Source organism: Aeromonas popoffii (genome assembly GCF_037818705.1).
GTDB classification, from domain to species: Bacteria; Pseudomonadota; Gammaproteobacteria; order Enterobacterales; family Aeromonadaceae; genus Aeromonas; species Aeromonas popoffii.
Genome location: NZ_CP149129.1, coordinates 1,570,325 through 1,597,235 on the forward strand (window position 1 = coordinate 1,570,325; position 26,911 = coordinate 1,597,235).

Genomic DNA, 26,911 nt, shown 5'->3' on the forward strand with positions numbered 1-26,911 from the left:
TTATTTAAAAACGTCGTTGTTTACCGGCGTGTTTGCCAATATAGGTTGAGTAACCGTTTTTCCTATCACATCAGGAAGATACTTGGGCGCCAATCCAAAGCCAGGACGTACACTGCGGACCGCATCTGCCGTGATGGTTTCTCCCACCTGCAGGTCTTTGACAAAATAGAGAGAGCGCCGAAATTTTACATTTCCCACTTCGCTGGATTTTCGGCTGTAATCTACTTGACCCAGTGCAGACCATGCTGTTCTGGCACTGATACATAGTTGCTTTAATTCTGCTGGCTCCAGCGAAAAACTATCGTCAGGACCACCGCCATTTCGATCCAGAGTAAAATGTTTCTCAATGATCGATGCTCCCAACGCTACACTCGTAATAGCAGTCGTATTATCGAGCGTGTGATCTGATAACCCTGTCACTAGTCTGAATCGCTGTTGCATATCCAGCAGAGTTCGTAGATTGTAATCCTCTGCTGGAGCCGGGTAGCCACTGACACAGTGCAATATGGCCAACTGTTCGCATCCACCTTCATACGCAGCTTCGATAGCTTCTTTAATTTCTTCAGCGTTAGCCATACCAGTTGATATTATCATCGGTTTACCGGTACTCGCAGCATACCGGATCAACGGAAGATCGATTGCTTCAAAGGATGCAATTTTGTAAGCTGGCGCGTTTATATTCTCAAGAAGATCCACTGCGGTGGTATCAAAAGGAGAGCTGAAAATGGTAATACCGATCTGGTGTGCATGTTCAAAGAGGGGGGCATGCCATTCCCAAGGCATCTGTGCCTCTTGATAAAGTTGGTAGAGATTTTTACCACACCACAGCCCTCCATGAATACGAAAGTCTGGTGCATTGCTGTTGAGAGTAATGGTGTCTGCTGTATAAGTCTGTAATTTTATAGCACTAGCACCAGCATGCTTAGCCTCTGTAATTAAGCGTAATGCATTATTTAGCTTGCCATTATGGTTAGCAGACATTTCTGCTATCACATATGGAGGAAAACCATCACCAATGCCAACATCGTTAATAAATATTTTTGGTTTCATATATTATCTGCTCCTGAATGCTATTATTCTTTCTAGTTGAGCAGTTCTATTGCACTCCCATTGTTTTTTTAAAATAGCCAGCCTGTGAACGTTGATAAACTCGCCATTAATAAAGTGATGAGCCTTAAAAACTCCCTCGGTTTCAAAACCAAACTTGTGGTGCAAGGTAATTACAGGGCGATTAAAATCTAATACCTCACAGTATAGTTTGTGTAAGCCAAGTGTAATGAATGCCAGATCGAGCATCAGAAACTCCATCTTAGCTCCAGATCCTCTTGGTGCTGAAGGTGATGTATAAAATGCCCAGGCTGAATTTTTATTACTCAAGTCTACATTGTTAAATGATGTTATGCCACATGGCTGTCCGTCGTATTCATACATATAATATCTTTGGTCTTCACAAACTTTAATTCTCTCCCACCAAGAATAATGTTCTTCTTGCGATATCACATGCTGAGTATACATGTTATTTCTTACTTTTGGTTCATTACGCCAAGCGAGCATAATATTTAGCTCATCTTCCTTTATATTTCGCAAGACACCAAGAGTATTCATACGTATCTCTCCATTGAAGTGGATACTATTACATCTGAAACCCGCCAGGCCCCTAAGCCATCTATAATACTAATGGCGCACCTTGTCATTTTAGTACTGATTCCCGGCGCTGAAATATAATTATTAAACCAATTTATAATATTCTCTTCCATATTTTCTGTCTGTATACATTCAGCAGCTCCTGCTGACATTAAATAGCCTGCAACCTTTCGTTGATTGTCTGCAATTATCATCATCAATGTAGGTAAACCGAGACAGCATCGCTCCCAAGATGTACTACCCGCAGCACCGATCGCCAAGTCACTACTCGCCATCAGTTGCGCCATATTGTTAGCATTAACCAGTACTTCGGTTGGCCAGTGTAGAGTTGCAGCGAGATCTTCAATCTGTGTTAGCCATGGGGCCTTTGGTCCCATTACTACAAGGATCCGGCAATCGTCAGGCAAGGGGGCACAGCGTAATGCATTCAACACTTGGCCAGTTACATTAAACTTGTCGACTCCCCCCATAGTGATCAGCACTTGTTTTAGCACCGGGAGTTGGCGCCGTTCTAGAGAGTATCCTCGTAATGCAGCAAACTCTGGGCGAAGCAGGGCATAGCGGGGACCTGTCAGGAGTGTGCAACCGGGTGGGACAAGTTCTCGGTAGTCATCGGGCTGGCGGCCCAGATTCTGATCGAGCAGTAGATCGCAATCGTGGGGGCGATCTGCAAGGTCATCGATCACCATGATCCGACCAACATGATGGCGCAGCCTGCTCTCCCAGCTGGCATCGAGAGCATAGTGGTCGACAACCAACCACGCCGGATGCAGCTCGGCCAAGATATCTCGGCTTTGTGCAGCATCCAACACCCAGTCGCATCCAAGCCAGCGAGCGTGTGCGGGTGAGGATGCACTTGCAGTGTCTTGTTCTGACTCGGGTGTTGTGTCAAGGAGATGGCAGTGATGGCCACGTGAACGGATAAGTTCAGCAAGGTGTCCTGGATGAGCGCGGCAGACAAACCAGCACTCAGCCCCTTTCTCACGCAATGCATCGGCCAGGGTCAGGCAGCGCATCACATGACCTGTACCGGCCTCCAGCGATGCATCGGTACGAAAAGCAACCCTTTGGTTGTCCAACCTAGTGCGATCCGATGCTGTGAAACCAGCCTGCTGAATGTTAGGTAGCACTCAGCGTACCTTGAACACCGGCTGGATCGGCTCGCCATCCAGAGATTGATTAATGGCCTTGTCGGCATCCAGACGGATAAGCGTTGGTAACACCTCGGCATAGACACCCAGCAGGGTTCGAACGTCCTGCTCGCTGTGGGCGAGATTGAGGTTGTGGCTGCCGAGGCTGAGAATGCCACGTTTGCACAGCTCCTGCATGAAGTAGCTTTTTAACTGCCAGTTGGTGTGGTTGGCCGAATCACCTATCAGTAAGAAACACCAACTGGGGTGGCCAGCGCTTTGCAGCCAGCTCGGGGCGTTCACTTGCAGCAGCAGTGCGTTGAGCCCATCCAGCAGTTGCTGGCCCCGTTCGGCAAGTCGCGCAGGCACGTCGAGCAGGCGCATCTTCCTGATGACGGCGTTGGCCGCCGCCAGGGCGATGGCATCGCCGCCAAAGGTGCCGGAGAAGAAGATGTCTTCCATGCGGCGCATGTACTGGCGGCGACCCACCACGGCGGAGATGGGGAAACCATTGGCCATGCCCTTGCCAAAGGCGGCCAGATCCGGAGTGACCCCGAACAGGGTCTGGGCGCCTCCCAAATGATTTCTAAAACCAGTGATGGTCTCATCGAAGACGAGCAGGGCGCCATGCTCGTCGCAGAGCTGGCGTAGACCGGGCAGGAACTCGGGTGTGGGCCAGGCGATGTTCATGGGCTCCAGGATCACGGCGGCAAACTCGCCGGGGTGGGCCTCCAGCTGGGCCTTCAGCGAGCCAAGGTCGTTGTAGTCGAAGCGATGGGTCAGCTCGCGCACGCACTCGGGTACCCCCAGGTGGCGGGTGGTGGAGCCTATGTACCAGTCCTGCCAGCCGTGGTAGCCGCAGACGGCTACTCGCTCCCGACCGGTCACGGCGCGAGAGAGGCGAATGCAGGCTGAAGTGGCATCTGTGCCGTTCTTGCCAAAGCGCACCATCTCGGCACAGGGAATAAGCTCGATTAGCTGTTCGGCGACCTCGGTCTCAAGCCGGTGGGGAAGTGAGAAGATGGAGCCCAGATTGAGCTGCTCCAGCACGGCCTGGTTTACATCCGGGTCACAGTAACCCAGGCTGATGGCCAGCAGACCGCTGGCAAAGTCCAGGTACTCGTTGCCATCTACGTCCCATACCCTGGCTCCTTGGCCGCGCTCGATAAAGAGCGGGGCGGCGCCATAGGGGAAGCAGAGGCGGCTCTTGGAGAAGGTCTGGGAGCCCAGAGGAATGCTCTGCTCGGCACGGGCAGAGAGCGCCAGTGAATGCTGATAACGTGAGGTCATGAATGCTTCTCCTTAGCGAGGGAACGCGCCAGCCCCTCATTGCGTTGGTGATGGATGTTCAGGGTCGCCAGTTGCGGCTCCCGCGCCAGCAGGGCGAGGATGTCTTCGGTGGTGAAGGCGGGCTTGGCCGGATAGAGCTGGCGGTAGACTTGCTCGACCAGCTCGAAGTCGGCGGGCTCGTCCACCGTCCAGCGCAAATGGGCCAGGCTGGGGGTGCGGTTCAGTGTCCCTATCTTGAACTGATCTTCATGCTGGCGGATGTAGTAGGTCACATGCTCGCGCTCGACCGGGCTCTGGGCGCGTTCGGCCAGCAGGTCGAGGGTGGCGGCGCTCAGTATCTCCGCATCCAGTCCGTCCGGGTAGCTGGGATCCCAGCAGTTGCTGCTGTAGTCATAGCCACCGGTCAGATGAAGCTCGATGAGCTCGTCGATGAGGACGGGATCCGCTAGGGGGCAGTCGCCGGTGAGCCTGACAATCTGGCTGGGTTCAAAGGGTTGCGCCGCCAGATGAAAGCGCTGCAGCACGTCGTCCAGGGGGCCGCGATAACAGGGAACATCCAGCTCTGCGCAGAGGGCCGCTATGGCTAGGTCGTCGGCCTGGTCACTGGTGGCGACCACCAGTTGATCGAGCCTGGCCGAGCGCTGGAGCCGCTCTATCTGGCGGGCTAGCATGGGGGCGCCTAGCAGGGGCTTGAGCACCTTGCCCGGCAGTCGGCTGGAGCCGGCTCTGGCCTGCAGGATACCGAGGATCATGATGTTCTCCACAAGGCTGGGTTGATGAGGGCCGGCTCGTCACAGGCGATGGCAGCCAGCTCGTTGTCATGGCACGGATGCAGATGGGCATAGGCCGATGCGATCGCCGCCAGCTCATGGGTATGACAGACCCCTACCACGAAGCGGCTCACCTGGGGCAGGGCCGGGATCAGGGAGAGCGCCTTGTGGAGGGGGGAGCGATGGGGCTGCCACCCATCCAGTCGCGTCAACTGCTCGCTGAAGGCATCAAAGTGGTCGGGACGCAGGTCCGGCTGCATCAACAAGAGGCCTTGCAGGAAGAGGGAGCGAACATGGATTTCGCACCCCAAGTCCTGCAATCGGTCGAGCCAGCCCGAGCGTAAAAAGCGCTGATCGAGCAGGTTGGCCGGTAACTGCACCAGCTCCAGGGGGTAACCCTGATCCAGCCACAGTGCCAGCTCCTCGGGGGAGTAGACGGAGATCCCTGTCTTGCCCACCTTGCCCTCTTGCTGCAGTATCGCCAACGCTTCGAACAGGGTAGGGCTGGCATCTTGGCTGCGGTGCAGCAGCAAGCCATCCAGCCTGGTGCGCCCCAGCCGTTGCAGGCTGCTCTGTACGCAGGCGTTGACCTCGGGGGGCCTGATGCCGGGTGCCAGCTTGTTTACCAAGCGAAAGTCGGCAGCCGGCCTGGTGCCAAGCCGTGACTCGGCATTGCCATAAGCCTGAGCCGTATCCAGGGTATCCATCCCCAGCTGGCGCGCCAAGGCCAAGATGGCGTCGAGTTCGTCATCCGCTACCTCGCCCGCGCGGTTGCTGATGCCATAGGCGAGCCCGAACTGCACAGTCCCCAAGGCTAGGCGCATAGTACCCGCTCCAGGGTCTGGATGACCTGATCCTGCTCTGCTGAAGAGAGGGCTGGGAACAGGGGGAGGCTGATGGCTTGCCGATAGTAGGCTTGGGCGCCGGGGTAATCGGCGGGGTCATGGCCAAGACCACGGTAATAGGGCTGGGCCGGAATGGGCATGTAGTGGACGTTGACACCGATGCCAGCTTCTCTTAGCTGGGCAAACACACGGTCCCGGTCGGCGATCTGGACCACATAGAGGTGGTAGCCGCTGCAGCGGTCATCCCTTTGACGCAGGTGCTGCACCGGCAATCTGGTCAGCAGGGCGTCGTAACGGGCTGCCAACTGCTGGCGCCGGTCGATAAACAGGGGCAGGCGGCGGAGCTGGCTTGAGCCCAGCGCCGCCTGGATGTCGGTCAGGCGATAGTTGAAGCCCAGCACCTGCTGCTCGTAGTACCAGCCACCTGGATTGGGAAGGCTCAGTTGCTCGGGGTCCCGGGTGATGCCATGGCTGCGATAGAGGCGAAGCCTTGCCGCCAGCTCGGCACTGCGGGTGGTCACAGCGCCTCCTTCCCCCGTGGTGATGGGTTTCACGGGATGGAAGCTGAAGACGGTCATGTCGCTGTGGGCACAGCTGCCGATGGGTTCCCCCTGATAGCTGGCCCCCAGGGCATGGCAGGCATCCTCGATGAGGTGAACGCCATATTGCCGGCATAGGGCACCAATCTCGGCGAGATCGCAAGGCTGACCCGCCAGATGCACTGCGACAAGGGCCCTGGGTTGGCGAGAGCTGCCCTGAACGCTTTGCAGCTTAACGCGCAGCGCCGCCACGCAGAGGTTGCCGGTATCGGGCTCCACGTCGACGAAATCCACCTGGGCACCGCAGTAGCGGGCACAGTTGGCCGAGGCGACGAAGCTGATAGCTGAGACCCAGACCCAATCCTTCTCACCCAGTTCAAGCGCGGCGCAGGCGAGATGCAGGGCAGTGGTGCCATTGCTGCAGGCGATCACATGGGGAGCCCGGCAGTAGTCGGCCAGCCCCTGTTCAAAGGCTGGGACCATCTGACCTTGTGTTAGATAGTCCGACTGCAGAACGGCGACGACGGCCTCGATATCTTCATCTGTGATGGATTGGCGTCCATAGGGGATCATTCGGCTAGCACCTGCTGGTTCATGGTTTTCAATTCCTCTATCGACAGGAAATCGTGATTATTGAGGGAATTGTATTCGAAGCCAGGCTCGACCAGGGTCGCCTTCTCCTCCAGGGCATTGATCGCGAAATCATTGTTTCGACTCGTGAAGGTGATGCTTGGGGCGATGACGTAATAGTCCTTGAACTCATAGGTATGGTAGGAGTCATCGGCCGGGCACATCACCTCGTGCAGCTTCTCGCCCGGGCGGATGCCGATGATCTCTTGGGGCAGCTCGGGGGCCATGGCGCTGGCGAGGTCCGTGATGCGCACCGACGGGATCTTGGGAACGAACACTTCCCCCCCCTTCATGCGGACAAAGTTGGTCAGCACGAACTCCACCCCCTGCTGCAGGGTGAGCCAGAAGCGGGTCATCTCCCCATGGGTGATGGGCAGGCGGCTGGCGCCCTCTTTGATCAGCCGATCGAAGAAGGGCACAACAGATCCACGGGATCCCACCACGTTGCCGTAGCGCACCACTGAGAAGATGGTCGGGTGCCTGCCCGCCATATTATTGGCGGCCACGAACAATTTGTCTGAGCAAAGCTTGGTGGCGCCATAGAGGTTGACCGGGTTGGCGGCCTTGTCGGTGGAGAGGGCTATCACCTTCTCGACCCCGTTGTTGAGCGCCGCCTTGATGACGTTTTCGGCGCCCCCGACGTTGGTCTTGATGCACTCCATGGGATTGTACTCGGCGGCCGGCACCTGCTTGAGGGCAGCGGCATGGACCACGAAGTCCACGCCGTGCATGGCCATATTGAGCCGCTCGGCATCGCGTACATCGCCGATGAAGTAGCGCATGCAGGGATGGTTGAAGCACTGCTGCATCTCGAATTGTTTGAGTTCATCACGGGAATAGACGATCAAACGGCTCGGCGTGTACTGGGAGAGGACAGTTTCGATGAATTTCTTGCCAAAGGAGCCGGTACCTCCGGTGATCAGGATCGTTTTTCCGTTGAACATGTCATAGTCCCGTTATGGAGTGAGTATCTGTCAGAGTGGAAAGCATATTTTATGCCATATCTTGTGGTGAGCCATCCGCTGTGAAGCCCGGGATCAGGACGATGGCGGCTTGCTGCGGGCTTATGGCATCACACACCTGCTGCACGGCATTGAGTGCCCTCGGGGTGAAGCGGTGTAGCTCATCCGAGTTGATGAGTTGCAGGCGCTGGTGTTTGACCGCATCGATCATGGGCCACTGCTGCCAGTGACGCAGGGCGCCGGGATCTTGACTCCCCGCCAGGATCAGTGCCGGGTTGGCCTTGATCACCTGCTCCAGACTGACTTGAGGGTAGGGGGTCTTGGCCTTGGCCATCAGGTTCTCCCCCCCGCATAGTTCGATGGCCTGAGCTGGCCAGGCGGCACTGCTGACGCTGGTCAGAGGGGGATGCCAGAGCTGATAAAACACCTTGATATGCTTGGGCTGGCCGTAGCGTTGCTTGAGTTCTGCCAATCTGGCGAGATAGGCATCGGCCTGGGAATTGGCTGCTTGTTCCAGCTCCAACCGTTTTCCCAGCGCCCGTATTTCTGTGGCCAGGGAGGCGAAGTCCGTGGGCTCAGAGTAGAACACGGGAATGCCCAGCTGCTCTATGGGAGCGAGCATGCGGGATTGGGCAGAGTGCCAGGCCACCACCAGATCCGGTTTCTGGGCCAGCAGGGCTTCCAGGTTGATGCTGCGGTAGTTGGCCACGTGTGGCCGAGTTGTCACCTCGGGCGGAAAGTCGGAGGCATCATCGGTGGCGACGATGCGATCGCCGGCACCGATGGCAAACAGCAGCTCGGTCAGATGGGGCGTGAGGCTGACGATGCGCATCGGCGCAGCCGCCAGCAGCGTCAGTGGCCAACAGAGCAGACAGATCAGGGCGACATACCTAGCCATGCAGTTGCTCCAGTGCAGTGAAGAGGAGTGCCAGTGCCAGCCAGCCCCAGCCAACCTGTTGCAACCGGTTGAGCAAGCGCAGTGCACTGCTGGCATCAGGGTCGTTCACCGCATCGAACACCGGGAATCGGAACAGGGTGTTCTGGTAATAGCGTGGGCCACCCAGCCGGATACCCAGCGAGTGGGACAGCAGCGTCAACAAGGCGCCCATGGCAGGGTAGGGCCACTGTATGGCCGTGCGCAGGCGAGCCCCCAGTTGGCGCAGCCGGATCAGGCCAAGGGGCAGTACCAGCAGCAGGATGGCGGGGGTACAGAGTCCCTGGTAAAGCATGGCAGCGGCACGGCCGAAATGGCTGAATGCCGCTTGCTTGGGGCTCCAGCCCAGGTTCATCAATTGAGCGAGTCGCCACAGCAGGGCACCTTGAACGCCTGCCAGCGCAAACCCGAGCAAGGGGCCGGCCCACTGCCCTGTCAGCCGCAGTGCACAGGTCTCGCTGACCGCCTTGGTGACCCCCATCACGGAGAGTTTGCCGGTCTCACGCCTGAGCCAGGGGGCGGCCTGCAGGCGGGCAACCACCAGGGTTTCCTGACATGCCAGTGAACGGGTGGACTTGGCCAGCTCTCGCAGCGGGCGCGATTCTATCATCAGCAGCAGAAACAGCAGATCAAACAGCGGCTCCGAGAGGGAGAGGTTGCGCACGGCCCAGAGTCCGGCGGCGCATGGCAGCCAGACGACCAGCAGGGCCAGCAGGCCGGCCCGAAATTGCTGCTGGGGCGCGCCATCGGGACGGTGAACCTTGTGGCCCAAGCGAGTCAGCAGGGGCACCAGAGCGGAGAGTCTGAACTGGGCAGGCCAGGGCAGTATGGCTTCCAGCAGCGCGGCCCCGAGCAAAATGGCCGCCGGAGTGGCGGCCATGTGTTCCAGCGTGGCGAGGTCGATCACAGCTTGCCGAGCATCTTGATGATCATCTCGGCCGAATGCTTGCCGGCCACCTCGATAAAGGCGTCGAAGGATTCAACCTGTTCCTTGCCGGCGATGTCTGACATGGCGCGCACCACCAGATAGGGGACCTTGAACATCTGGCACACCTGGCCGATGGCGGCCCCTTCCATCTCGACTGCCAGCATCTGCGGGAAATCGGCACGGGCCTTGGCGATGGCGTCCGGTTTGCACATGAACTGATCGCCGGTACAAATAAGGCCAATTTTGGTTTGATGCTTGCCTTGCTCGGCGATGCAATCTTGGGCCACTGCGATCAATTTATCATCGCAGGGGAAGGCGGCGGGTTGTTGCGCCATCTGGCCCATCTCGTAGCCGAAGGCGGTCACATCCACGTCGTGGAAGCGCATTTCGCTGGCGATGACCACGTCACCTATATGAAGATCCTGGGCAAAGCCGCCGGCAGAGCCGGTGTTGATCACGCAATCCGGGGCAAATTTTTCCAGCAGCAGGCTGGTGGCGACGCTGGCGGCAACCTTACCGATGCCAGAGCGAGTCAGGATCACCTCTTTGCCCGCCAGCATTCCCTGATAGAACTCGCAACCGCCCAGTTGCAGGGTGGTTGGCTCGTTCATCTGGCTGCGCAGCAAGGCCACTTCCTGTTCCATGGCGCCGATAATACCTACTTTCATCACTCACCTCGTCTCGATGGCCGTGTGGCCGAATAAGTTGTTGTGGATCATAACAAAAGTTGGCGATGGCGCCGAGCATTCCGAGATTATCGCCAGGAGGAAGATAAAAAGGGGACAGAGGTGGAAGTGATATGTCCCCGTTTCATCAGCCGCTTGTCGCAGTGGGTCCGGTTGCGGATCCCGCCGCGATTGATGAAGAGCCCGCCGATGGCTTGCCGCCGCGCTATGGCGCCGTTGTCATGGTTGCTGAGGACGACGCAGACCCGGCTGACGTGTCCATCCCGGTTGTCGATCTATTTTGGGAGCGATTCCAGCTGCGTCACCGTGTGATAGATCTCTATGGCACTGGCGGCCAAGCCGGCCGGTCCGCCGATGAGGCCATAACGGGCACCGCTAGCCCGTGTAGCGGGATTGAGCTGGAGGAAACTGGCAGCGCCGACGCGTTATCCATAAGCAGGACCTCGATTGGCAGCGGATGAGGATGCTCATCATCATGGTGTTGCATTACACCGAGGCGGGCCTGCGGCATGGGTCCATGCCCGCTGACCGATTGCATTCATCGGCTAACGATTTGATATGTTTTGGTCGCTATAAATAGTTTGTGATGAAAGTCTGGTTGTTAGGAAAAGTAACTTGCTTTCACACTGCGAATTCCGGTGAAGGGAGTAGGCCGTTCTGTGATAACATGCCGCCCTCGCGAAACCAGCCCTTCCCTTGGTTTTTCGCAACGTCTCATCTCCCGTCAGGAATGTCCGGGTATTAGCTCACACGGATGTGATCGCCACAGTGCACCTGCTTGTCAGCAGTTGAGGATCACCAGTCACCATGTTTTATAAAAATCTGTCTATCGGCAAGAAGATTGCCGTGGTCTTTGCGGTCATTGCTGCCGTCAACGTGATATTCGGTATTTTTCTCTCCAGCGAGCTGCGCGGCGTGCGCGACCGCGTGTTGAACTTTACCGACTCCACCCTGCCGAGCGTGCTTTCGGTGCAAACGCTGCTCTACGACGTCTCTTATGTGCGTCGGGCCCAGTTCGCCCTGCTGATGGTTGACGATGCCGCCGATCTGCAGGCCCGTCGTGGCCGTATTCAGGACAGTGTCCAGAAGGTCGAGCGTGCTTTTCGTGGCTACGAGTCAACGGTGGGTGCTGAACATGAGCGCCGGGTGTTCAACCGTGCCAAGCAGGACTGGCAGCAGTACCTGAACTCGGTCAATGCAGTCGATCAGCTGTTGGTACAAGGCCAGCTGGCCCAGGCCAAGGCACAGCTGTTCCAGTCCAACGCCGCCTATGGTGCACTGGAGCAGTCGGTCAACAGCCTGGTGGAGGTGAACCTCGGCTTCGTGAAGGAGAATCGTGGCAGCCTGCTCGACAGCGTCAACATGGTGACCCGTTTTGCCATGGTGAGCATCGGTGGTCTGCTGCTGTTCATGATGGCCATGACCTGGTTCCTGACTCGCCAAATCTGTTTGCCGCTGCAAGCCGTGGTGGCGCAGGCCAACGCCATCGCCGCAGGTGACCTGACCCATCAGTTGGATCGCCAGCACATAGGCCGTGATGAGCTGGGCATGCTGGCCAAGGCATCCCTCAAGATGCAGGACAATCTGCGTGGCCTGATTGAAGAAGTGGTCGCCGCCGTGACCCAGCTTGGCACCGCCATCGAAGAGGTGAGTGCCGTCTCCGCACAGTCGGCGCAGGGGATCCAGAGCCAGCAGCAGGAGATCACCCTGGTGGCGACCGCCATGACCCAGATGAAGGCGACCGTGGCCGATGTGGCCGGCAACACAGAGACCGCCTCTGAGTCCGCCAGCTCTGCCAACGCCTTGGCCCGTCGCGGCAATCAGGATGTGCAGAGCTCGCTGGTGGCCATTACCCGGGTTGCCGAGGAGATTGAACAGGCGGGGACCCTGGTCGCCGAGCTGGAGCGTGAATCTGCCCAGATCAACGTGGTGGTTGACGTGATCCGCGGCATCGCCGATCAGACCAACCTGCTGGCGCTCAACGCCGCCATCGAGGCGGCCCGTGCCGGTGAGCAGGGTCGTGGCTTTGCCGTGGTGGCTGATGAGGTGCGTACCCTGGCGGGTCGCACCCAGGCATCCACCGGCGAGATAGTGGCCATCATAGAAACCCTGCAGGCGCGCGCCAACCAGGCGAAAGAGGTGACAGGTCAAAGCTGCGATATGATCCGCCAGTGTGTGGTGCAGAGCGAACAGACCAGCGATGGCATCCAGCAGATCGAAGAGGCGGTCGCCCAGATTGCCGACATGGCCATTCAGATTGCCAGTGCCTGTGGTGAGCAGGATGCGGTCTCCGATGAGCTGGGTCGCAACGTGGAGCGGATCAATGAATCTTCCAACGAAGTTGCCATCGGGGCCGATCACACCGCCCGCGCTTGTCTGGAGCTGAGCCAGCTGGCCGCCGGCCTGAAGCAGACCATAGGTCGCTTCCGTCTGGCTTGATGATATAAAGGGCTGTGCTGGGTCGGCTCACGCTGAGCAGGCACTGTCCCCGTTGGATTGATAACAAAACCCGGCTCAGGCCGGGTTTTGTTATTTGGCAAAGACAGTACTGAAAAGGCCGGCGCCCAGTGGATAAACCCCTTTTTGTGGTTGATTGAGCCGTTGCAAAGGGGAGGGAGTTGATATCGGTTGCAAGACACTTGCTGAGAGCATGTGTATATCAAGCTCCCGGCTGAGGGTAAGGTAGGTGCCGGGCAGGATTGTTTTGCGGCTTTGCAGATAGATGGCTTTGCAATAGACATAAAAAAACCCGGCCTGGACCGGGTTCACTGTGCGTGCCTCTGCGAGGCGCTGGCTTATTTGGCCAGGGATTCAGGCAGGTTTTCACGGATCTTGCCGAGCATCTCTTTCAGGACGCGCGGGTTGGCAACCACTATGTTGCCGGAATTTTCGTAGTTGTGACCACCCACGAAGTCGGTGACGATGGCGCCGGACTCTTTGGCCAGCAGCTCACCGGCAGCGGTATCCCAAGGCTTGAGGCCGATTTCCCAGAAACCGTCGACGCGACCGGCAGCCACATAGGCCAGATCCAGCGCGGCAGAGCCGGAGCGACGGATGTCAGCACATTCGATGAACATGCTCTGGAACATCTTCAGGTACGGTTCTATGTGGTGTTTCTGTTTGAATGGGAAACCGGTGGCCAGTACGGTGCCAGCCAGCTCTTTGGCCTTGCCGACACGGATGCGGTAGCCGTTCAGCTGGGCGCCGTTACCACGGGTCGCGGTAAACAGCTCGTCACGGATGGGATCGTAAACGACGGCCTGCTCGGTCTTGCCCTTGACGCGCAGGGCGATGGAGACAGCAAAGTGCGGAATGCCCTTGACGAGGTTGGTCGTGCCATCCAGTGGGTCAATGATCCATTGGTAGTCCGGATTGGTTCCGGCAATCTCACCAGACTCTTCAGCTATGATGCTGTGTTCCGGGTAAGATTTTTTGATGGTGTGAATGATGGCCGCTTCGGCGTCACGGTCAACGTTGGTCACGAAGTCATTGCTGCCTTTCTGGATGGCCTCGATGTTTTCGGGCTGGGAGAAGGCTTTTACTACTACTTGACCGGCGTTGCGCGCAGCGCGCACGGCGATATTCAGCATCGGATGCATAGGTTCACCACTGGATGTTAAAGAACGGGGGATAAAAGGACGCGGTATAATAGCAGTCTTTTCGATAATGGCAACCGTTATACGCCTTCTCCCTGACCTTGGCGACTGCCAGATCTGACGGCTCCAATACAGACTCTTTTTGGTCTAATCTTATGGCGGTAGCCGAATAACAGGCTGCATTGAGCATAGGGACGTGGATCATGAATCTGTCATTAGTCAGTCAAAAACCGTCGGCAGCTACCACTCAAGGTCTGCTGGCTGCCTTGAGAGCATCAACCGGATATGGCGACTACTTCAACGAGGTGAGCATTGCCCAGCCATCACTGTGGCAGCCGGGTAAAGAAGAGGCGGCCATATTGCTGTTAGATGGCGATACACCCTGGCCCGAGTTTGCCTGGCAGCGCAGCGGCGAGACGTTCGGTTTGCCGGTATTACCGCTGTTGATGCGCGGCGGGGACGAGACCCTTACTATTCAGGGGCCGGATGTGCGGGATCCGCGTTTCTATTTTGTCTCCAATGGCATAGTGCTGGACGAATCCGAGCTGGCCGATCCCGCCTGTAGCAGAGTGCTATTGAGCAAGCTTGAGTCCTATTTTCCGCTGTTGTCCCGTCTCATCTTGTTGCGTCAGCGCCAACCCATGGGGCTGTATAGCTAGCGTTTCCTTTCCTGCTTTCGGCCTGTTAAAGCGGTGCAATATTTGTCATAACTGACCGTATTGTGCCGCTTTGCCATGCCGGAGCGCGGGAAGATGTCCGCATGGGTCTACCCCGTAGTCGTTAACGATCTGGCATAAGCACAGTAGTGGCCATCTCTGTGCCAATGTGTGGATCACAAGGAGTTCATGATGATTGATTTTTATACTGCAGCTACCCCCAATGGTTTCAAGGTGGCGATTGCCCTCGAAGAGTTGGGGCTGCCTTATCGGGTGATCCCGCTGGATTTGTCGGCGCTGGATCAGAAAAAGCCCGAGTTTCTGGCCATCAACCCCAACGGACGGATCCCGGCCATCGTCGATCGGGATAACGGTGACTTCGCCGTGTTCGAGTCCGGCGCCATCCTGCTCTATCTGGCTGAGAAGGCGGGCAAGTTGCTGCCGCAGGATCCCAAGCGTCGTTCCCAGGCCATCCAGTGGCTGATGTTCCAGATGGGCGGGGTGGGCCCCATGATGGGGCAGGCCAATGTCTTCTATCGCTACTTCCCGGAGAAGATTCCGGCCGCCATCGAGCGCTACCAGAAGGAGGGACGCCGCCTGTTCGAGGTGCTCGACAGTCACCTGGCGCAGCATGAATACCTGGCCGATGAGTACAGCATCGCCGACATCGCCACCTGGCCCTGGGTGCGCATTCATGACTGGAGTGGTATCTCCATCGAGGGTCTGCCGCATCTGCAAGCCTGGATGGTGCGCATGGCAGAGAAACCCGCCTGCCAGAAAGGGATTACTATACCGCCGCGCAACGAGACACCGGAGGATCTGGTCAAGCAGGCACAGCGGATGGTAACGCGTTGATTTTTATTGCTGACGGGGCAAATTGCCCCGTTACATTAGAAAAACTTGGGAAAGCTGATTACAAAGATTCGTTCGTTTTTCGTGATCTGAATCACTAAGATCACGCCAAGCCAAGGGAGTGCCCTGCTCCCGGCCGGTGCGGGTTCTCCGCCTTGTATTTTCACCTTTGATTGACTCTTTTTTTGGATCCCCTCTGCAGGTTTCTGTCAGGGATGCGGCAGCTTTTTGATGATTTTCGGGACTGAGATATGTATCGGCACAGTTTTTACCCTCTGTTTTTTCTGACCATCCTGATGGTCGCTGTGGGCCAGATGACCCAGACCCTGTATGTGCCCTCCATTCCTATGATGGCGGGGGACTTCAACGTGGCCTCCGGCCAGTTGCAGGCGGTGATGGCCTGTTACCTCATTCCGTACGGGCTATCCCAGTTTGTCTATGGCCCGCTGTCAGATCGCATCGGCCGTCGTCCGGTGTTGCTTATCGGCATGATGGTGTTTCTGGTGGGGACTCTGACCATTCAGCTGATCCCGAGCTTCACCGCGCTGCTGGTGGGCAGCCTGATCCAGGGGATGGGGACGGGTGCCGGTGGTGCCATGAGCCGTACCGTGATGCGCGATCGCTACAGCGGCGCCGAATTGAACCGGGCCAACAGCCTGGTGAGCATGGGGGTGATCTTCTCCCCGTTGCTGGCTCCCGTACTGGGCGGCTGGTTGACCGAGCTGTTCAACTGGCGCGCCGGTTACTGGTTCCTGTTCGGCTTTGGTGCCGTGACCACCCTGGCACTGCTGGCCTGGTTTGGTGAAACCCTGCCGCAGGCTGCCCGGCAACAGCCGCTGCGAGTCGGCGCCGCCTACCGCCACGTACTGGGCAATCCGCGCTTTCAGGGTAACCTGCTCTGCCTGATGGCGACCTTTGCCGGTCTGGCAGTGTTTGAAGCGGCGGCCGGCGTGCTGCTCGGCGATGTGCTCAAGCTGAGTGCCCGCACCGTGAGCGTTCTGTTCGTGTTGCCGCTGCCCGGCTACCTGTTCGGCGCCTGGCTCTCCGCCAAGCTGAGCTTTCGCCTGAGTCAGGGCAAGCTGATGCGTCTGGGCATCGTCTTCCTGGCGCTGGGGTCGCTGATCATTCTGCTGCCTGGCTTGTTTGGCGTGGTAAGTGCGGCTTCTTTGGTAGGCGGCGCGGCCGTCTACTTCATCGGTAGCGGCATCCTCTATCCGACCGCCACCTCCTGCGCCATCGAGCCCTTCCCGGGACAGGCGGGAACAGCCGGCGCGATCCTGGGTGGCATGCAGAACCTGGGGGCGGGGATAGTCACCCTGCTGGCCGCCGGCTTCCCGATGGAAGGGCAGGTGACCCTGGGGGTTATCATGACGCTCATGGTCCTGCTGGTGGCCCTGAGCTTTGCCTGGCTACGCCACCACGGCTCGCCTCACGAGCAGATGGCCGTCTGATCGTCTTCTGTCACAATGACAAGCCTGCCCTCGTCGGCGGGCTTTTTATTGGCTCGATAGCCGGTGCCGCGTGGGCATCGACCGGGGGGAATCTGAGCAGACAAGAATGCGCTGCGCCTTGGTAAACGGCAGGCAAAGAAAAAGCCCGTCATCTGGATGACGGGCTTTTTGCTGTTGGTACCCCGGAGATGCCGTTGCCGGTTTGGGCCCTTGAACCGTAGGTTCAAGGCGGGAATCGAATCTGACCGCAGGCTTCTCGGTCGTGCCGAGCATGCGCAATAGCCAGAAGGCCGATCCCCTGGTGGGTATGATTATCGGCTCGGGGACTTGAACCGGCTGACAAACATCCCAGGGAATTTTAAAACGGTATGCGATTAGGGCTGCAGGCCCTCGCCGCTGGATTCGCCATACTGTCCGTGCTCGATCAAGGCCGCTTCTATGGTGCGTTGCAGCATCTTGATCCGCTTATCCATGGTCTCAGAGTATTGGTGATTCTTCTCTTTTTCAAGGCAGAGCTCATGGCAAAAATTGAGCGCGGCCATCACCGCCAGCTGTTCATTGCTGGAGACCTTTGATCGTTGACGCAGCTCGATGAGTTTGTCAGTCAGCTGGTCGGCGGCCTGGCGCAGGGCATCCTGCTGTCCCAAGGGACAGGATACCTTGTAGGGACGTCCCAAAATGACGATTTCTACGGCCTCTGTGCTCATGCCTTCCTCAATACGGCGGTGCTGATTTCCGCCTTTATCCACGTGGACAACTGGGCGGGACTATATAGCGCAGATGCAGAAGTTTCAAGGCCTTGCTGGCTCTGGAAGGGGGAGAATGCTAGGATCCTGACCATTAATTTTGCATATTTGCCTGAACTTTGAGCGGATCTTCGATGAGCAAAACGAACCCCCTGAAATACACGGCCGTGGCCGACCTGATGGAACAGCATGAGCTGATGGCAACGGCGGTGGAGGCCCATGGCGTGATCTGCGGTCTCGTCTGCGGTGGCGTGGCACTGGATGACAAGAGCTGGTTGCCGCCCTTCAACGATCTGGTCAACGACGGTTTCGGCTTGCCGGCCCCGGTGCGCCAGGTGATGACAGATCTCTATCACGAGATAGTCGAGAGCCTGATGGCCCAGAAGGGCGTCGAGCTGCTGCTGCCAAGCGATGAGGCGCCGCTCGATGAGCGCATCGACTCGCTGGTGGACTGGTCACAGGCATTTCTGGCCGGGTTTGGCGTGGTGCAGCAGGAGCTTTCCAGGGCGTCCGAAGAGTTGCAGGAGATGATCCAGGACATCGCCAGCATCACCCAGGTCTCTGCCGAGTTCGATCAGGAGGATGACGAAAACGAAGCCTCCTTCCTGGTGCTCTACGAGCATGTACGGCTGGGGGTGATGATGACCTTCGAGGAGTTTGGCAAGCGTCCCGATACCCCGATCGCGCCGCCGACCTTGCACTGATGGCCCTTGCGACAGAAACAGCATAATACAACGCAGAGCGCCCTGGTGGCGCTCTGCTTTTATCCGGCCTGATGGAGATAAGCCGGGCATTTTTTCAACCAGATCATGGTCGTGACGCCGTTTTTTGCCCGTGGCTTCGCATCCCGGCCCCCCGCTTTGTGATAGCATGGGGCCACGTTTCCAGCTTCTTCCTCTCATCTCATGTCTCAATCTGATCTGGTTCATGTCGACGTGGCTATCGTCGGCGGTGGAATGAGTGGCGCCGTGCTGGCGCTCTCTCTTGCCGCGTTGCGAGGTGCCGACGGCGAGCCCCTGCAGATCCTGCTGCTGGAGGCGAGCGCCCCCGAGCTCAATGCCCATCCCGGCTTCGATGCCCGCGCCATCGCGCTCTCTGCGGGCACCTGTGATGCGCTGGCCCGTCACGGCCTCTGGCCTCGCTTCGCCCCCCACTGCACCCCCATCACCCAGATCCATGTCTCGGATCGGGGCCATTGTGGCCAGGCCAGGTTGTCGGCGGCGGAATATGGTCTGCCTGCGCTCGGCCAGGTGATCGAGCTGTCAGCGGCCGGCATCACACTGCAACAGGGAATGGCGACCTGTCCTCACATCCATATGCGGTGCCCGGCCCAACTCTCGACCATTGAGCCGCTTGAGGAGGGCGTGACCCTGGTGCTGGCCAGTGGCGAGCGTTACCAGACCCGGCTGCTGGTGGCGGCGGATGGCGGTCACTCCTTCGTGCGTCAGCACTTCAAGCTGCCGGTCACTCGTCACGACTTTGAGCAAAGTGCCATCATCGCCACGGTCAAGACCGCCGAGGATCCCGCCGGGCGGGCGTTCGAGCGCTTCACCCAGGGGGGGCCGCTGGCTTTGCTACCGATGCAGGATGGGCTCTCTTCCCTGGTGTGGAGCGTCGGGCGGGATCAGACGGATGACCTGATGGGACTGGATGACACCGCCTTTCTCGCCCGGTTGCAGCAGGCGTTTGGCTGGCGGCTCGGCCGTTTCGAGCGATGCGGCCAGCGTCACGTCTATCCGCTGGTGCAGACGGCCACCGACTATCCGTTGGCTCAGCGCACCGTGCTGGTGGGCAATGCCGCTCACCTGCTGCACCCCATCGCAGGGCAAGGCTTCAACCTCGGCATGCGCGATCTTGACCTGCTTGCCCAGGCGGTTGCTGGCGCGCTCGCGGTGGGGGAGGATATCGGCAGCTTTGCTGTGCTCAACGGTTACTGGCAGCAGCGCAAGGAGGATCAGGCCCGCACCATCTGGCTCACCTCCTCGCTGGCCCAGCTCTTCTCCAATGGCCACGATCCGTTGGTGGTGGGCCGCAACCTGGCGCTCTCCCTGATGGGGCGGCTGGCTTGCCTCAAGGCGCCGCTGGCCTCCCGTACCCTGGGGTTTGTGGCTGACGTGTGCCGTAGTAAATGAGGTGCGTTGCCCTGCAGCGGTCAAACGCGAATTGAAAGGGCTGATGCCAACGGGCGTCCCCTGCTGACCCGACGGTCAGCCACGAAAGGAACAGATGATGCAGATGCAAAACGTGGATGTGGTGATTGTTGGGGGCGGTATGGTAGGCCTGGGGCTCGCCGCCGCACTCAAGCAGAGCGGCCTCAAGATTGCCATCGTGGAGGGGCAGTTGCCCGATCCTGCGCTTGGTGACGCGCCGGACAACCGGGTCAGTGCCTTGAGTCTGGCCAGTCAGCGCATCTTGCAGCAGGTTGGCGCCTGGGCCGGGATCGAGTCGCGCCGCCTGCAGCCCTACGAGAAGATGCAGGTGTGGGAGCAAGACAGCTTCGGCCAGATTGGCTTTGATGCCGCCGGTCTGCGCCAGGCGGCGCTCGGTCACATCGTCGAGAATCGGGTCATTCAGCTGGCGTTGCTGGAGGCGATTCTCGATGACAGTAACGGGGGGGCGAGCAACATCAGTCTGCTGAGCCCGGCCCGAGCCGCCAGCCTGCAAAGTGGCGAGGCGGGTTCGCTCCTGCTGCTGGACGATGGCCGCGCCCTGTCGGCCAAGTTGGTGGTGGCCGCCGATGGCGCCCACTCCTGGGTGCGCCGGCAGGCGGATATTCCGCTCACCAGCTGGGATTACGGTCATCACGCTTTGGTGGCGACGGTGCGCTGTGCCGAGCCCCACGAGGCGGTGGCCCGCCAGATCTTCACCCCCGATGGTCCACTCGCCTTCCTGCCCCTGTGGCAACCCGATCTCTGCTCCATCGTCTGGTCTGTGCCCGCCACGCGGGCCGAGGCGCTGTGTGCCTGCGATGACGAACAGTTCAACCGCCAGCTCACCACCGCCTTCGATGGCCGGCTGGGGTTGTGCAAGGTGGAAGGGATGCGCAGTGCCATCCCGCTCACCGCCCGCTATGCCCGCGATTTCGCTCGCGAGCGGTTGGTGCTGGTGGGGGATGCGGCTCACACCATACATCCGCTGGCGGGGCAGGGGGTCAACCTGGGCCTGCTGGATGCGGCAGCGCTGGCGGAGCAGATTGTGCACACTCATCGTGTCGGTGGGGATATAGGCCTGCTGGCCAACCTGCGCAGCTACGAGCGCTGGCGCAAGAGCGAGGCGGCCCGCATGCTGGCGGCGATGGAAGGGCTCAAGCGGCTGTTCAGCGGGGCCAACCCCCTCAAAAAGCTGGTGCGCGGGGTGGGATTGTGTGCTTTCGACGCACTGGCGCCGCTCAAACAAGGGGTGATCCGGGCTGCCATGGGGCTCGATGGCGAACTGCCCATCCTGGCCAAGGGTGAAAAAATCTAATACTACTCAGGTTTTTTTACAACAAAACTAATCTGACGAGGCTGATGACCTATTTTGGGCATCAGCCTTTAATCTGGGTGGCGGGCGAAACGTTTTTCTGTAAATTGTGACGAAACGGTAAAAATCAAAATTTAATCTCGTGTGAGTCGCTTTTTTACTGTTTTTATCACTGTTTTTACCTTAGTGTCTGGGGTCTGTTTACTGGCAGTGGATTAGTTTTTTTTGAGCGGCCCGCTCGCCCGCTTGTCATATAATCCGCTGCGTTCAAGGAATCACTCTTGCCCTGCGGGGCTGGAACGAGCACAGACTCCGACCGTCTCTTCTCTTTTTCTGTTGCACAGACGATGGCATGTTCTGTTGGCTGTCAGGGGAGGGCGGATTGCGAGTGTTGTCGCGAACGCTTAAGGAAACACAGCGATGATCCAGACTACAGTATTGCATCCCAAGCACTTGGAAGCCGGCGCCAAAATGGTGGACTTCCACGGTTGGGAAATGCCCATCAACTACGGCTCCCAGCTGGAAGAGCACCACGCGGTGCGCACCGATGCCGGCATGTTCGACGTCTCCCACATGACCATAGTCGACTTGACTGGCGAGCGGGTCAAAGCCTTCCTGCAACACCTGCTGGCCAATGACGTGGCCAAACTCACTGTCTCCGGCAAGGCCCTCTACAGCGGTATGCTCAACCCCGATGGCGGCGTCATCGATGACCTCATTACCTACTATCTGACCGATACCTTCTATCGCCTGGTGGTGAACTCGGCTACCCGCGAGAAGGATCTGGCCTGGATCCGTCACCACGCCATCGATTTTGCCGTGAGCGTGACCGAACGTCCCGAACTCGCCATGATCGCGGTGCAGGGCCCCAACGCCAAGGCCAAGGCGGCCAAGGTGTTCACCCCTGAGCAGAACGCGGCAGTGGAAGGGATGAAACCCTTCTTCGGCGTGCAGGCAGGGGATCTCTTCATCGCCACCACGGGTTACACAGGCGAAGACGGTTACGAAATCGTGGTGCCGGGATCCCGGGCGTGCGACCTGTGGCAGGCGCTGCTGGACAACGGCGTGGCCCCTTGCGGGCTGGGCGCGCGAGATACCCTGCGCCTCGAAGCCGGCATGAACCTCTACAGCCAGGACATGGACGAGAGTATCAGCCCACTCGCCGCCAACATGGCCTGGACTCTGGCCTTCGAGCCGGCCTCCCGCCAATTTATTGGTCGCGCCGTGCTGGAAGCACAGAAGGCGGCGGGCACCCAGCCCAAGCAGGTTGGTCTGGTGATGGAAGAGAAGGGGGTGCTGCGTGCCGGCATGCCGGTCACCTTCACCACCGCCAGCGGTGAGAAGCGGGAAGGTGTGATCACCTCAGGCTCGTTCTCGCCGACCCTGGGCTACAGCATCGCCCTGGCGCGGGTGCCCCGCGATATCGGTGAAGAGGCCCAGGTAGAGATCCGCAAGAAACTGGTCACTGTGAAGGTCACCAAGCCCGCTTTCGTGCGCAACGGCCAGAAGCTGGTGTAACAACCCCATTGCGGCGAAGGGGCAGCCCTTCGCCAGTACCCCTTGTACGCGGTCCAGGTACGAGTGATCCAAGTGAATAAGAAGGAAGCACAAATGAGCCATATCCCGAGCGAACTGAAATATGCCACCTCCCACGAGTGGATCCGTGTTGAAGCCAACGGCGAGGCCGTGGTCGGTATCACCGAGCACGCCCAGGATCTGCTGGGAGACATGGTGTTTATCGACCTGCCGGAAGTGGGCAAGCAAATTGGCGCCGGTGATGACTGCGCCGTGGCCGAGTCGGTCAAGGCCGCCTCTGACATCTACAGCCCGGTGAGCGGTGAGATAGTTGCCATCAACGAAGAGCTGGAAGGCAGCCCGGAGCTGGTCAACTCAGACCCCTACGGCGCTGGCTGGCTGTTCCGCATCAAGCTGGACGATGCGGGCGAGCTCGCCAACATGCTGGATGCGGAAGGCTACCAGAACGTGGTGGACGAAGAGTAATGCCCCCGGGCCCTGCCACACAGCAGGGCCCGTTTGTATGACCGCCAGCCTCTGGTAGAAGGGTGACGTCGCCCGCGCCTGCCGTTTGCCAACCTGGCCTTGCCACGGGGCAAGCAGGCCGGTACGCAACAAGGCGATCCCCTGTCGATGCTGGTGCCGCACTCTGCCTGCGGGACCCAGAACATGAGTGGAGCTGGTATCTGCCGGCTATCAGGAACATCAGGTCTTGGTTATCAGGACTTAAAACCAGGAATAGGGAAATGACCCAGTCACTGTTTGAACTCGAGCAAAAAACCAATTTCATCCGTCGCCACATAGGCTCGGGTGAGGAAGAAGTGCGCGCCCTGTTGGCCATCGTTGGCGCAGAGAGCCTGGACGATCTGATTGAACAGACGGTCCCCGCCGCCATTCGCCGGCCGGGCCCGCTCGGTATCGGCGCCTCCATGACGGAAGTGGAGGCGCTGGCCAAGCTCAAGGGCTACGCCGCTCAGAACAAGATCGCCAAGAGCTACATCGGCATGGGCTATCACGACACCCATGTGCCCCACGTCATCCTGCGCAACGTGCTGGAGAACCCGGGCTGGTATACCGCCTACACCCCGTACCAGCCCGAGCTGGCCCAGGGGCGTCTCGAAGCCCTGCTCAACTTCCAGCAGCTGACGCTGGATCTCACCGGCATGGATCTCGCCAGCGCCTCCCTGCTGGATGAAGCCACCGCTGCCGCCGAAGCCATGGCGCTGGCCAAGCGCATGGCCAAGTCCAAATCCAACCTCTTCTTCGTGGCTGACGATGTGCACCCGCAGGTGATCGACGTGGTCAAGGAGCGCGCGGTTCACTTCGGTTTCGACGTGGCGGTCGGCGCCGCGAGCGATGCGGTGAACGAAGAGGTGTTTGGTGCCCTGTTCCAGTACCCCACCACTACCGGTGAGGTGAAAGATCTGCGGGCCCTGATTGCCGCGGTACAGGCCCAGAAAGGGCTGGCCTGTGTCAGCGCCGATATGCTCTCTCTGCTGCTGCTCAAATCCCCGGGCGAGCTGGGTGCCGACGTGGTGTTGGGCACCGCCCAGCGTTTCGGCGTGCCCATGGGTTACGGTGGCCCCCACGCCGCCTTCTTCGCCACCCGCGATGCTTACAAGCGCTCTATGCCGGGCCGCATCATCGGTGTCTCCAGGGATGCCCGTGGCAAGAGTGCCCTGCGCATGGCGATGCAGACCCGCGAGCAACATATCCGCCGCGAGAAGGCCAACTCCAACATCTGTACCGCACAGGTGCTGTTGGCCAACATGGCGAGTTTCTACGCCGTTTATCACGGCCCGGTGGGGCTGAAAACCATCGCCTCCCGCGTTCACCGTCTCACCACCATTCTGGCGCTGGGTCTCAAAGCCAAGGGCGTGGCCCTCAAGCACGCCAGCTGGTTCGATACCCTCACAGTGCTGACGGCTGACAAGGCGGCGCTGATCGCCAAGGCCGAGGGGCTGGGTATCAACCTGCGTGCCGATCTCGATGGCGCCGTGGGGGTGTCGCTCTCTGAAACCACCACCCGCGCCGATGTGGCCGAGCTGTTTGATCTCTTCCTCGGTCAAGGCCACGGCCTGGACGTGGAGGTGCTCGACAAGGCGGCCCAGACCCATCACGGCATCCCGCAGGATCTGCTGCGCACCGATGCCGTGTTGACCCACGAGGTGTTCAACAAGTACCACTCCGAGACCGAGATGCTGCGCTACATCCACCGTCTCGAAGCCAAAGATCTGGCCCTCAACTACGCCATGATTTCGCTGGGTTCCTGCACCATGAAGCTCAACGCCACCGCCGAGATGATCCCGGTGACCTGGCCCGAGTTTGGCAAGTTGCACCCGTTTGCGCCGCTGGCCCAGGCCAAGGGCTACCAGCTGCTGCTGGCCGACCTCGAAGACTGGCTGGTGAAGGTGACCGGTTACGATGCGGTCTGCATGCAGCCGAACTCAGGTGCTCAGGGTGAGTACGCGGGCTTGCTCGCCATCAAGAAGTACCACGAGTCCCGTGGCGATGGTCATCGCGACATCTGCCTCATTCCGGCCTCTGCCCACGGCACCAACCCGGCCTCCGCCCAGATGGCGGGGCTGCGGGTCATCGTCACGGCCTGCGACAAGTTCGGCAACGTGGATCTCGACGACCTGCGCGCCAAGGCCGCTGAGGCGGGGGATCAGCTCTCCTGCCTGATGGTGACCTATCCCTCCACCCACGGTGTGTATGAGGAGACCATCAAGGAGGTGTGCGACATCGTTCACCAGCACGGTGGTCAGGTCTACCTCGACGGCGCCAACATGAATGCCCAGGTGGGCCTCACTGCCCCGGGCTTTATCGGAGCGGACGTCTCTCACCTCAACCTGCATAAGACCTTCGCCATTCCCCATGGCGGCGGTGGCCCGGGCATGGGCCCCATCGGCGTGAAGAAACACTTGGCACCGTTTGTGGCCGGTCACTCTGTGGTCAAGACCAACAAGGAGAGCCGTAACAACGGCGCCGTGTCGGCGGCGCCGTTCGGCTCGGCCAGCATATTGCCCATCAGCTGGATGTATATCGCCATGCTGGGGGATGCAGGGCTGAAGAAATCCACTCAGGTGGCTATCCTCAACGCCAACTACCTGGCCAAGAAGCTGGGTGAATCCTTCCCCGTGCTCTACTCCGGTCGCAATGGTCGGGTGGCCCATGAGTGCATCCTGGATATCCGCCCGCTCAAAGAGGCCTGTGGCATCAGCGAGATGGACGTGGCCAAGCGGCTGATGGACTATGGCTTCCATGCGCCGACCATGAGCTTCCCGGTGGCGGGCACCCTGATGGTCGAGCCGACGGAATCCGAATCCAAGCGCGAGCTGGATCGCTTCATCGAGGCGATGACCGCCATCCGTGCCGAGATTGCCAAGGTGCAGGACGGTCACTGGAGCCTGGCCGACAACCCGCTGGTCAACGCGCCCCATACCCAGGATGACGTGATGGACAGCGAGTGGAACCGGGGTTACAGCCGCGCCGAGGCGGTCTTCCCGACCGACGCCGTGCGGGCCAGCAAGCTGTGGCCGTCGGTGAACCGTATTGACGACGTCTACGGCGATCGCAACCTGTTCTGCGCCTGCATCCCGACTGAGGATTACGCCAAGTAATGGCGCGTGATCACGACCATTTAAGTTAGAAATGAAAGAGGCCCTGCAATCGCAGGGCCTCTTTCATTTCTACTGTAGTGCTATTGAATGATCATCTTGGTTAACGGTGTCTGCGTCTACAGGTGATGTCAATTTGAGAGCGGAGGCCTCAGCCAACTTGGCAGCGGTAAGCCCTATGGCGCTGAACATACTGCGCTCGGAGCCAAGCAAAAAGGTGGGCGTCGGGCGCAAGCAAGAGATGGTAGCAATGAGCAGCAGCTATCTGGAGCAGGTGATCCTGAGTGGCTTTAACGGAGTGAATAAAAGTGAGTAGTCATGAGTTTACCCTGGCCTAACGGGGTGTCCGGACTTGGTTGATCATTGCGTCAATGAACGATAAATTAATCACATATTGAAGATGTGATGGGTTTACATGTTAATGAATGTACGTAAACGTGACCTTGTTGTATTTTTTAGGGTTGCCGTAGCGGCAGTAGGGATGACTTCATTTGTAGAAAAGTTGAATGTAAATGTAAATGTAAATGTAATTTTTTGATGCGTCTCGTTCATTGTTTCGGTGGTTATCTCTTGATAGTGGAGTAAGAGATGCCGTTAAAACAACAATGTGCAAGGAGCACAACGTTTATAGTGGGTTCCTGCCGGAGGGGGCGTC

The 26,911-nt window shown here is 58.9% G+C and carries 26 protein-coding genes and 1 other RNA gene; 12 read left to right on the forward strand and 15 right to left on the reverse strand.

Annotated features, from left to right (window positions below; all coding sequences use genetic code 11):
- The 11 genes from pseI to mtnN are packed head-to-tail and all read right to left on the reverse strand — an operon-like array spanning nucleotide 1 to nucleotide 10,340.
- On the reverse strand, nucleotides 1–1,050 hold the full coding sequence (gene pseI, locus WJM78_RS07470) for a pseudaminic acid synthase (protein ID WP_339014863.1): 1,050 nt from the start codon (nucleotides 1,048–1,050) through the stop codon (nucleotides 1–3).
- Between the two features lie 3 nt (nucleotides 1,051–1,053).
- Nucleotides 1,054–1,605, reverse strand: coding sequence for a UDP-4-amino-4,6-dideoxy-N-acetyl-beta-L-altrosamine N-acetyltransferase (gene pseH / locus WJM78_RS07475; protein ID WP_339014864.1), 552 nt, complete (start codon nucleotides 1,603–1,605; stop codon nucleotides 1,054–1,056).
- A complete protein-coding gene (gene pseG, locus WJM78_RS07480; RefSeq protein WP_339014866.1) occupies nucleotides 1,602–2,774 on the reverse strand; it encodes a UDP-2,4-diacetamido-2,4,6-trideoxy-beta-L-altropyranose hydrolase in 1,173 nt (390 codons plus the stop codon). Before pseG ends, pseH begins: the two co-directional genes overlap by 4 nt.
- Entirely contained in the window at nucleotides 2,775–4,064 is a 1,290-nt protein-coding gene (locus WJM78_RS07485) for an aminotransferase class III-fold pyridoxal phosphate-dependent enzyme (protein WP_339014868.1), read from the reverse strand.
- On the reverse strand, nucleotides 4,061–4,816 hold the full coding sequence (locus tag WJM78_RS07490; protein WP_212512639.1) for a cytidylyltransferase domain-containing protein: 756 nt from the start codon (nucleotides 4,814–4,816) through the stop codon (nucleotides 4,061–4,063). Before WJM78_RS07490 ends, WJM78_RS07485 begins: the two co-directional genes overlap by 4 nt.
- Nucleotides 4,813–5,658, reverse strand: a complete 846-nt coding sequence (locus WJM78_RS07495; RefSeq protein WP_339014871.1) for an aldo/keto reductase — start codon at nucleotides 5,656–5,658, stop codon at nucleotides 4,813–4,815. Before WJM78_RS07495 ends, WJM78_RS07490 begins: the two co-directional genes overlap by 4 nt.
- Nucleotides 5,649–6,791, reverse strand: a complete 1,143-nt coding sequence (gene pseC / locus WJM78_RS07500) for a UDP-4-amino-4,6-dideoxy-N-acetyl-beta-L-altrosamine transaminase (protein ID WP_339014873.1) — start codon at nucleotides 6,789–6,791, stop codon at nucleotides 5,649–5,651. The genes WJM78_RS07495 and pseC overlap by 10 nt, the downstream gene beginning before the upstream one ends.
- Nucleotides 6,788–7,792, reverse strand: coding sequence for a UDP-N-acetylglucosamine 4,6-dehydratase (inverting) (pseB, locus tag WJM78_RS07505; RefSeq protein WP_339014875.1), 1,005 nt, complete (start codon nucleotides 7,790–7,792; stop codon nucleotides 6,788–6,790). The genes pseC and pseB overlap by 4 nt, the downstream gene beginning before the upstream one ends.
- A 49-nt stretch (nucleotides 7,793–7,841) precedes the next feature.
- A complete protein-coding gene (locus tag WJM78_RS07510) occupies nucleotides 7,842–8,708 on the reverse strand; it encodes a cobalamin-binding protein (protein ID WP_339014877.1) in 867 nt (288 codons plus the stop codon).
- Entirely contained in the window at nucleotides 8,701–9,651 is a 951-nt protein-coding gene (locus tag WJM78_RS07515) for a cobalamin biosynthesis protein CobD/CbiB (protein ID WP_181364856.1), read from the reverse strand. Before WJM78_RS07515 ends, WJM78_RS07510 begins: the two co-directional genes overlap by 8 nt.
- Nucleotides 9,648–10,340 carry a 5'-methylthioadenosine/S-adenosylhomocysteine nucleosidase gene (gene mtnN, locus WJM78_RS07520; protein ID WP_339014880.1) on the reverse strand — a complete coding sequence of 231 codons (693 nt, stop codon included), beginning with the start codon at nucleotides 10,338–10,340 and terminating at the stop codon, nucleotides 9,648–9,650. Before mtnN ends, WJM78_RS07515 begins: the two co-directional genes overlap by 4 nt.
- A 131-nt stretch (nucleotides 10,341–10,471) precedes the next feature.
- On the opposite strand from mtnN, the gene WJM78_RS07525 reads away from it, so the two are divergent.
- Nucleotides 10,472–10,819, forward strand: a complete 348-nt coding sequence (locus tag WJM78_RS07525; RefSeq protein ID WP_339014881.1) for a hypothetical protein — start codon at nucleotides 10,472–10,474, stop codon at nucleotides 10,817–10,819.
- 346 nt (nucleotides 10,820–11,165) lie between these two features.
- Nucleotides 11,166–12,797: a methyl-accepting chemotaxis protein gene (locus WJM78_RS07530; RefSeq protein ID WP_042034450.1), complete on the forward strand. Its 1,632-nt coding sequence runs from the start codon at nucleotides 11,166–11,168 to the stop codon at nucleotides 12,795–12,797.
- 90 nt (nucleotides 12,798–12,887) lie between these two features.
- Here WJM78_RS07530 and WJM78_RS07535 read toward each other — a convergent pair whose 3' ends face one another.
- Both WJM78_RS07535 and suhB read right to left on the reverse strand, forming a co-directional pair.
- Nucleotides 12,888–13,127 (reverse strand): hypothetical protein, encoded by a 240-nt coding sequence (locus tag WJM78_RS07535; protein ID WP_339014883.1) that lies wholly within the window; start codon nucleotides 13,125–13,127, stop codon nucleotides 12,888–12,890.
- 26 nt (nucleotides 13,128–13,153) lie between these two features.
- Nucleotides 13,154–13,957 carry an inositol-1-monophosphatase gene (gene suhB / locus WJM78_RS07540; protein WP_005310327.1) on the reverse strand — a complete coding sequence of 268 codons (804 nt, stop codon included), beginning with the start codon at nucleotides 13,955–13,957 and terminating at the stop codon, nucleotides 13,154–13,156.
- A 200-nt stretch (nucleotides 13,958–14,157) separates the two neighbouring features.
- Between suhB and WJM78_RS07545 the strand changes: the two genes are divergently transcribed.
- From WJM78_RS07545 to emrD, 3 genes are all read left to right on the forward strand, one after another.
- On the forward strand, nucleotides 14,158–14,613 hold the full coding sequence (locus tag WJM78_RS07545) for a hypothetical protein (protein ID WP_108537705.1): 456 nt from the start codon (nucleotides 14,158–14,160) through the stop codon (nucleotides 14,611–14,613).
- Nucleotides 14,614–14,802: 189 nt separating this feature from the next.
- The gene (locus tag WJM78_RS07550) at nucleotides 14,803–15,465 is read left to right on the forward strand and encodes a glutathione S-transferase family protein (protein WP_042034446.1); all 663 of its coding nucleotides are present in this window, start codon (nucleotides 14,803–14,805) and stop codon (nucleotides 15,463–15,465) included.
- 248 nt (nucleotides 15,466–15,713) lie between these two features.
- Nucleotides 15,714–16,913: a multidrug efflux MFS transporter EmrD gene (emrD, locus tag WJM78_RS07555; RefSeq protein WP_287146619.1), complete on the forward strand. Its 1,200-nt coding sequence runs from the start codon at nucleotides 15,714–15,716 to the stop codon at nucleotides 16,911–16,913.
- Between the two features lie 175 nt (nucleotides 16,914–17,088).
- Here the strand turns inward: emrD and ssrS are convergent.
- Together ssrS and zapA are read right to left on the reverse strand one after the other, a co-directional pair.
- Nucleotides 17,089–17,271, reverse strand: a non-coding RNA gene (gene ssrS, locus WJM78_RS07560) — 6S RNA.
- 16 nt (nucleotides 17,272–17,287) lie between these two features.
- A complete protein-coding gene (zapA, locus tag WJM78_RS07565) occupies nucleotides 17,288–17,620 on the reverse strand; it encodes a cell division protein ZapA (protein ID WP_042034444.1) in 333 nt (110 codons plus the stop codon).
- Nucleotides 17,621–17,793: 173 nt separating this feature from the next.
- Here zapA and WJM78_RS07570 point away from each other — a divergent pair, with 173 nt between their 5' ends.
- The 7 genes from WJM78_RS07570 to WJM78_RS07600 all read left to right on the forward strand — a co-directional run bounded on the left by WJM78_RS07570 (nucleotide 17,794) and on the right by WJM78_RS07600 (nucleotide 26,572).
- Nucleotides 17,794–18,363, forward strand: coding sequence for a UPF0149 family protein (locus tag WJM78_RS07570; RefSeq protein ID WP_042034443.1), 570 nt, complete (start codon nucleotides 17,794–17,796; stop codon nucleotides 18,361–18,363).
- 201 nt (nucleotides 18,364–18,564) lie between these two features.
- Entirely contained in the window at nucleotides 18,565–19,791 is a 1,227-nt protein-coding gene (ubiH, locus tag WJM78_RS07575) for a 2-octaprenyl-6-methoxyphenyl hydroxylase (protein ID WP_287146620.1), read from the forward strand.
- Nucleotides 19,792–19,888: 97 nt separating this feature from the next.
- On the forward strand, nucleotides 19,889–21,124 hold the full coding sequence (locus WJM78_RS07580) for an FAD-dependent 2-octaprenylphenol hydroxylase (RefSeq protein ID WP_339015793.1): 1,236 nt from the start codon (nucleotides 19,889–19,891) through the stop codon (nucleotides 21,122–21,124).
- A gap of 417 nt (nucleotides 21,125–21,541) precedes the next feature.
- Nucleotides 21,542–22,639 (forward strand): glycine cleavage system aminomethyltransferase GcvT, encoded by a 1,098-nt coding sequence (gene gcvT / locus WJM78_RS07585; RefSeq protein ID WP_108535607.1) that lies wholly within the window; start codon nucleotides 21,542–21,544, stop codon nucleotides 22,637–22,639.
- Between the two features lie 93 nt (nucleotides 22,640–22,732).
- A complete protein-coding gene (gene gcvH / locus WJM78_RS07590; RefSeq protein ID WP_339014888.1) occupies nucleotides 22,733–23,122 on the forward strand; it encodes a glycine cleavage system protein GcvH in 390 nt (129 codons plus the stop codon).
- Nucleotides 23,123–23,382: 260 nt separating this feature from the next.
- Entirely contained in the window at nucleotides 23,383–26,259 is a 2,877-nt protein-coding gene (gcvP, locus tag WJM78_RS07595; RefSeq protein WP_339014890.1) for an aminomethyl-transferring glycine dehydrogenase, read from the forward strand.
- A gap of 175 nt (nucleotides 26,260–26,434) precedes the next feature.
- Nucleotides 26,435–26,572 carry a hypothetical protein gene (locus tag WJM78_RS07600; protein ID WP_339014892.1) on the forward strand — a complete coding sequence of 46 codons (138 nt, stop codon included), beginning with the start codon at nucleotides 26,435–26,437 and terminating at the stop codon, nucleotides 26,570–26,572.
- The last annotated feature ends 339 nt before the right edge of the window (nucleotides 26,573–26,911 follow it).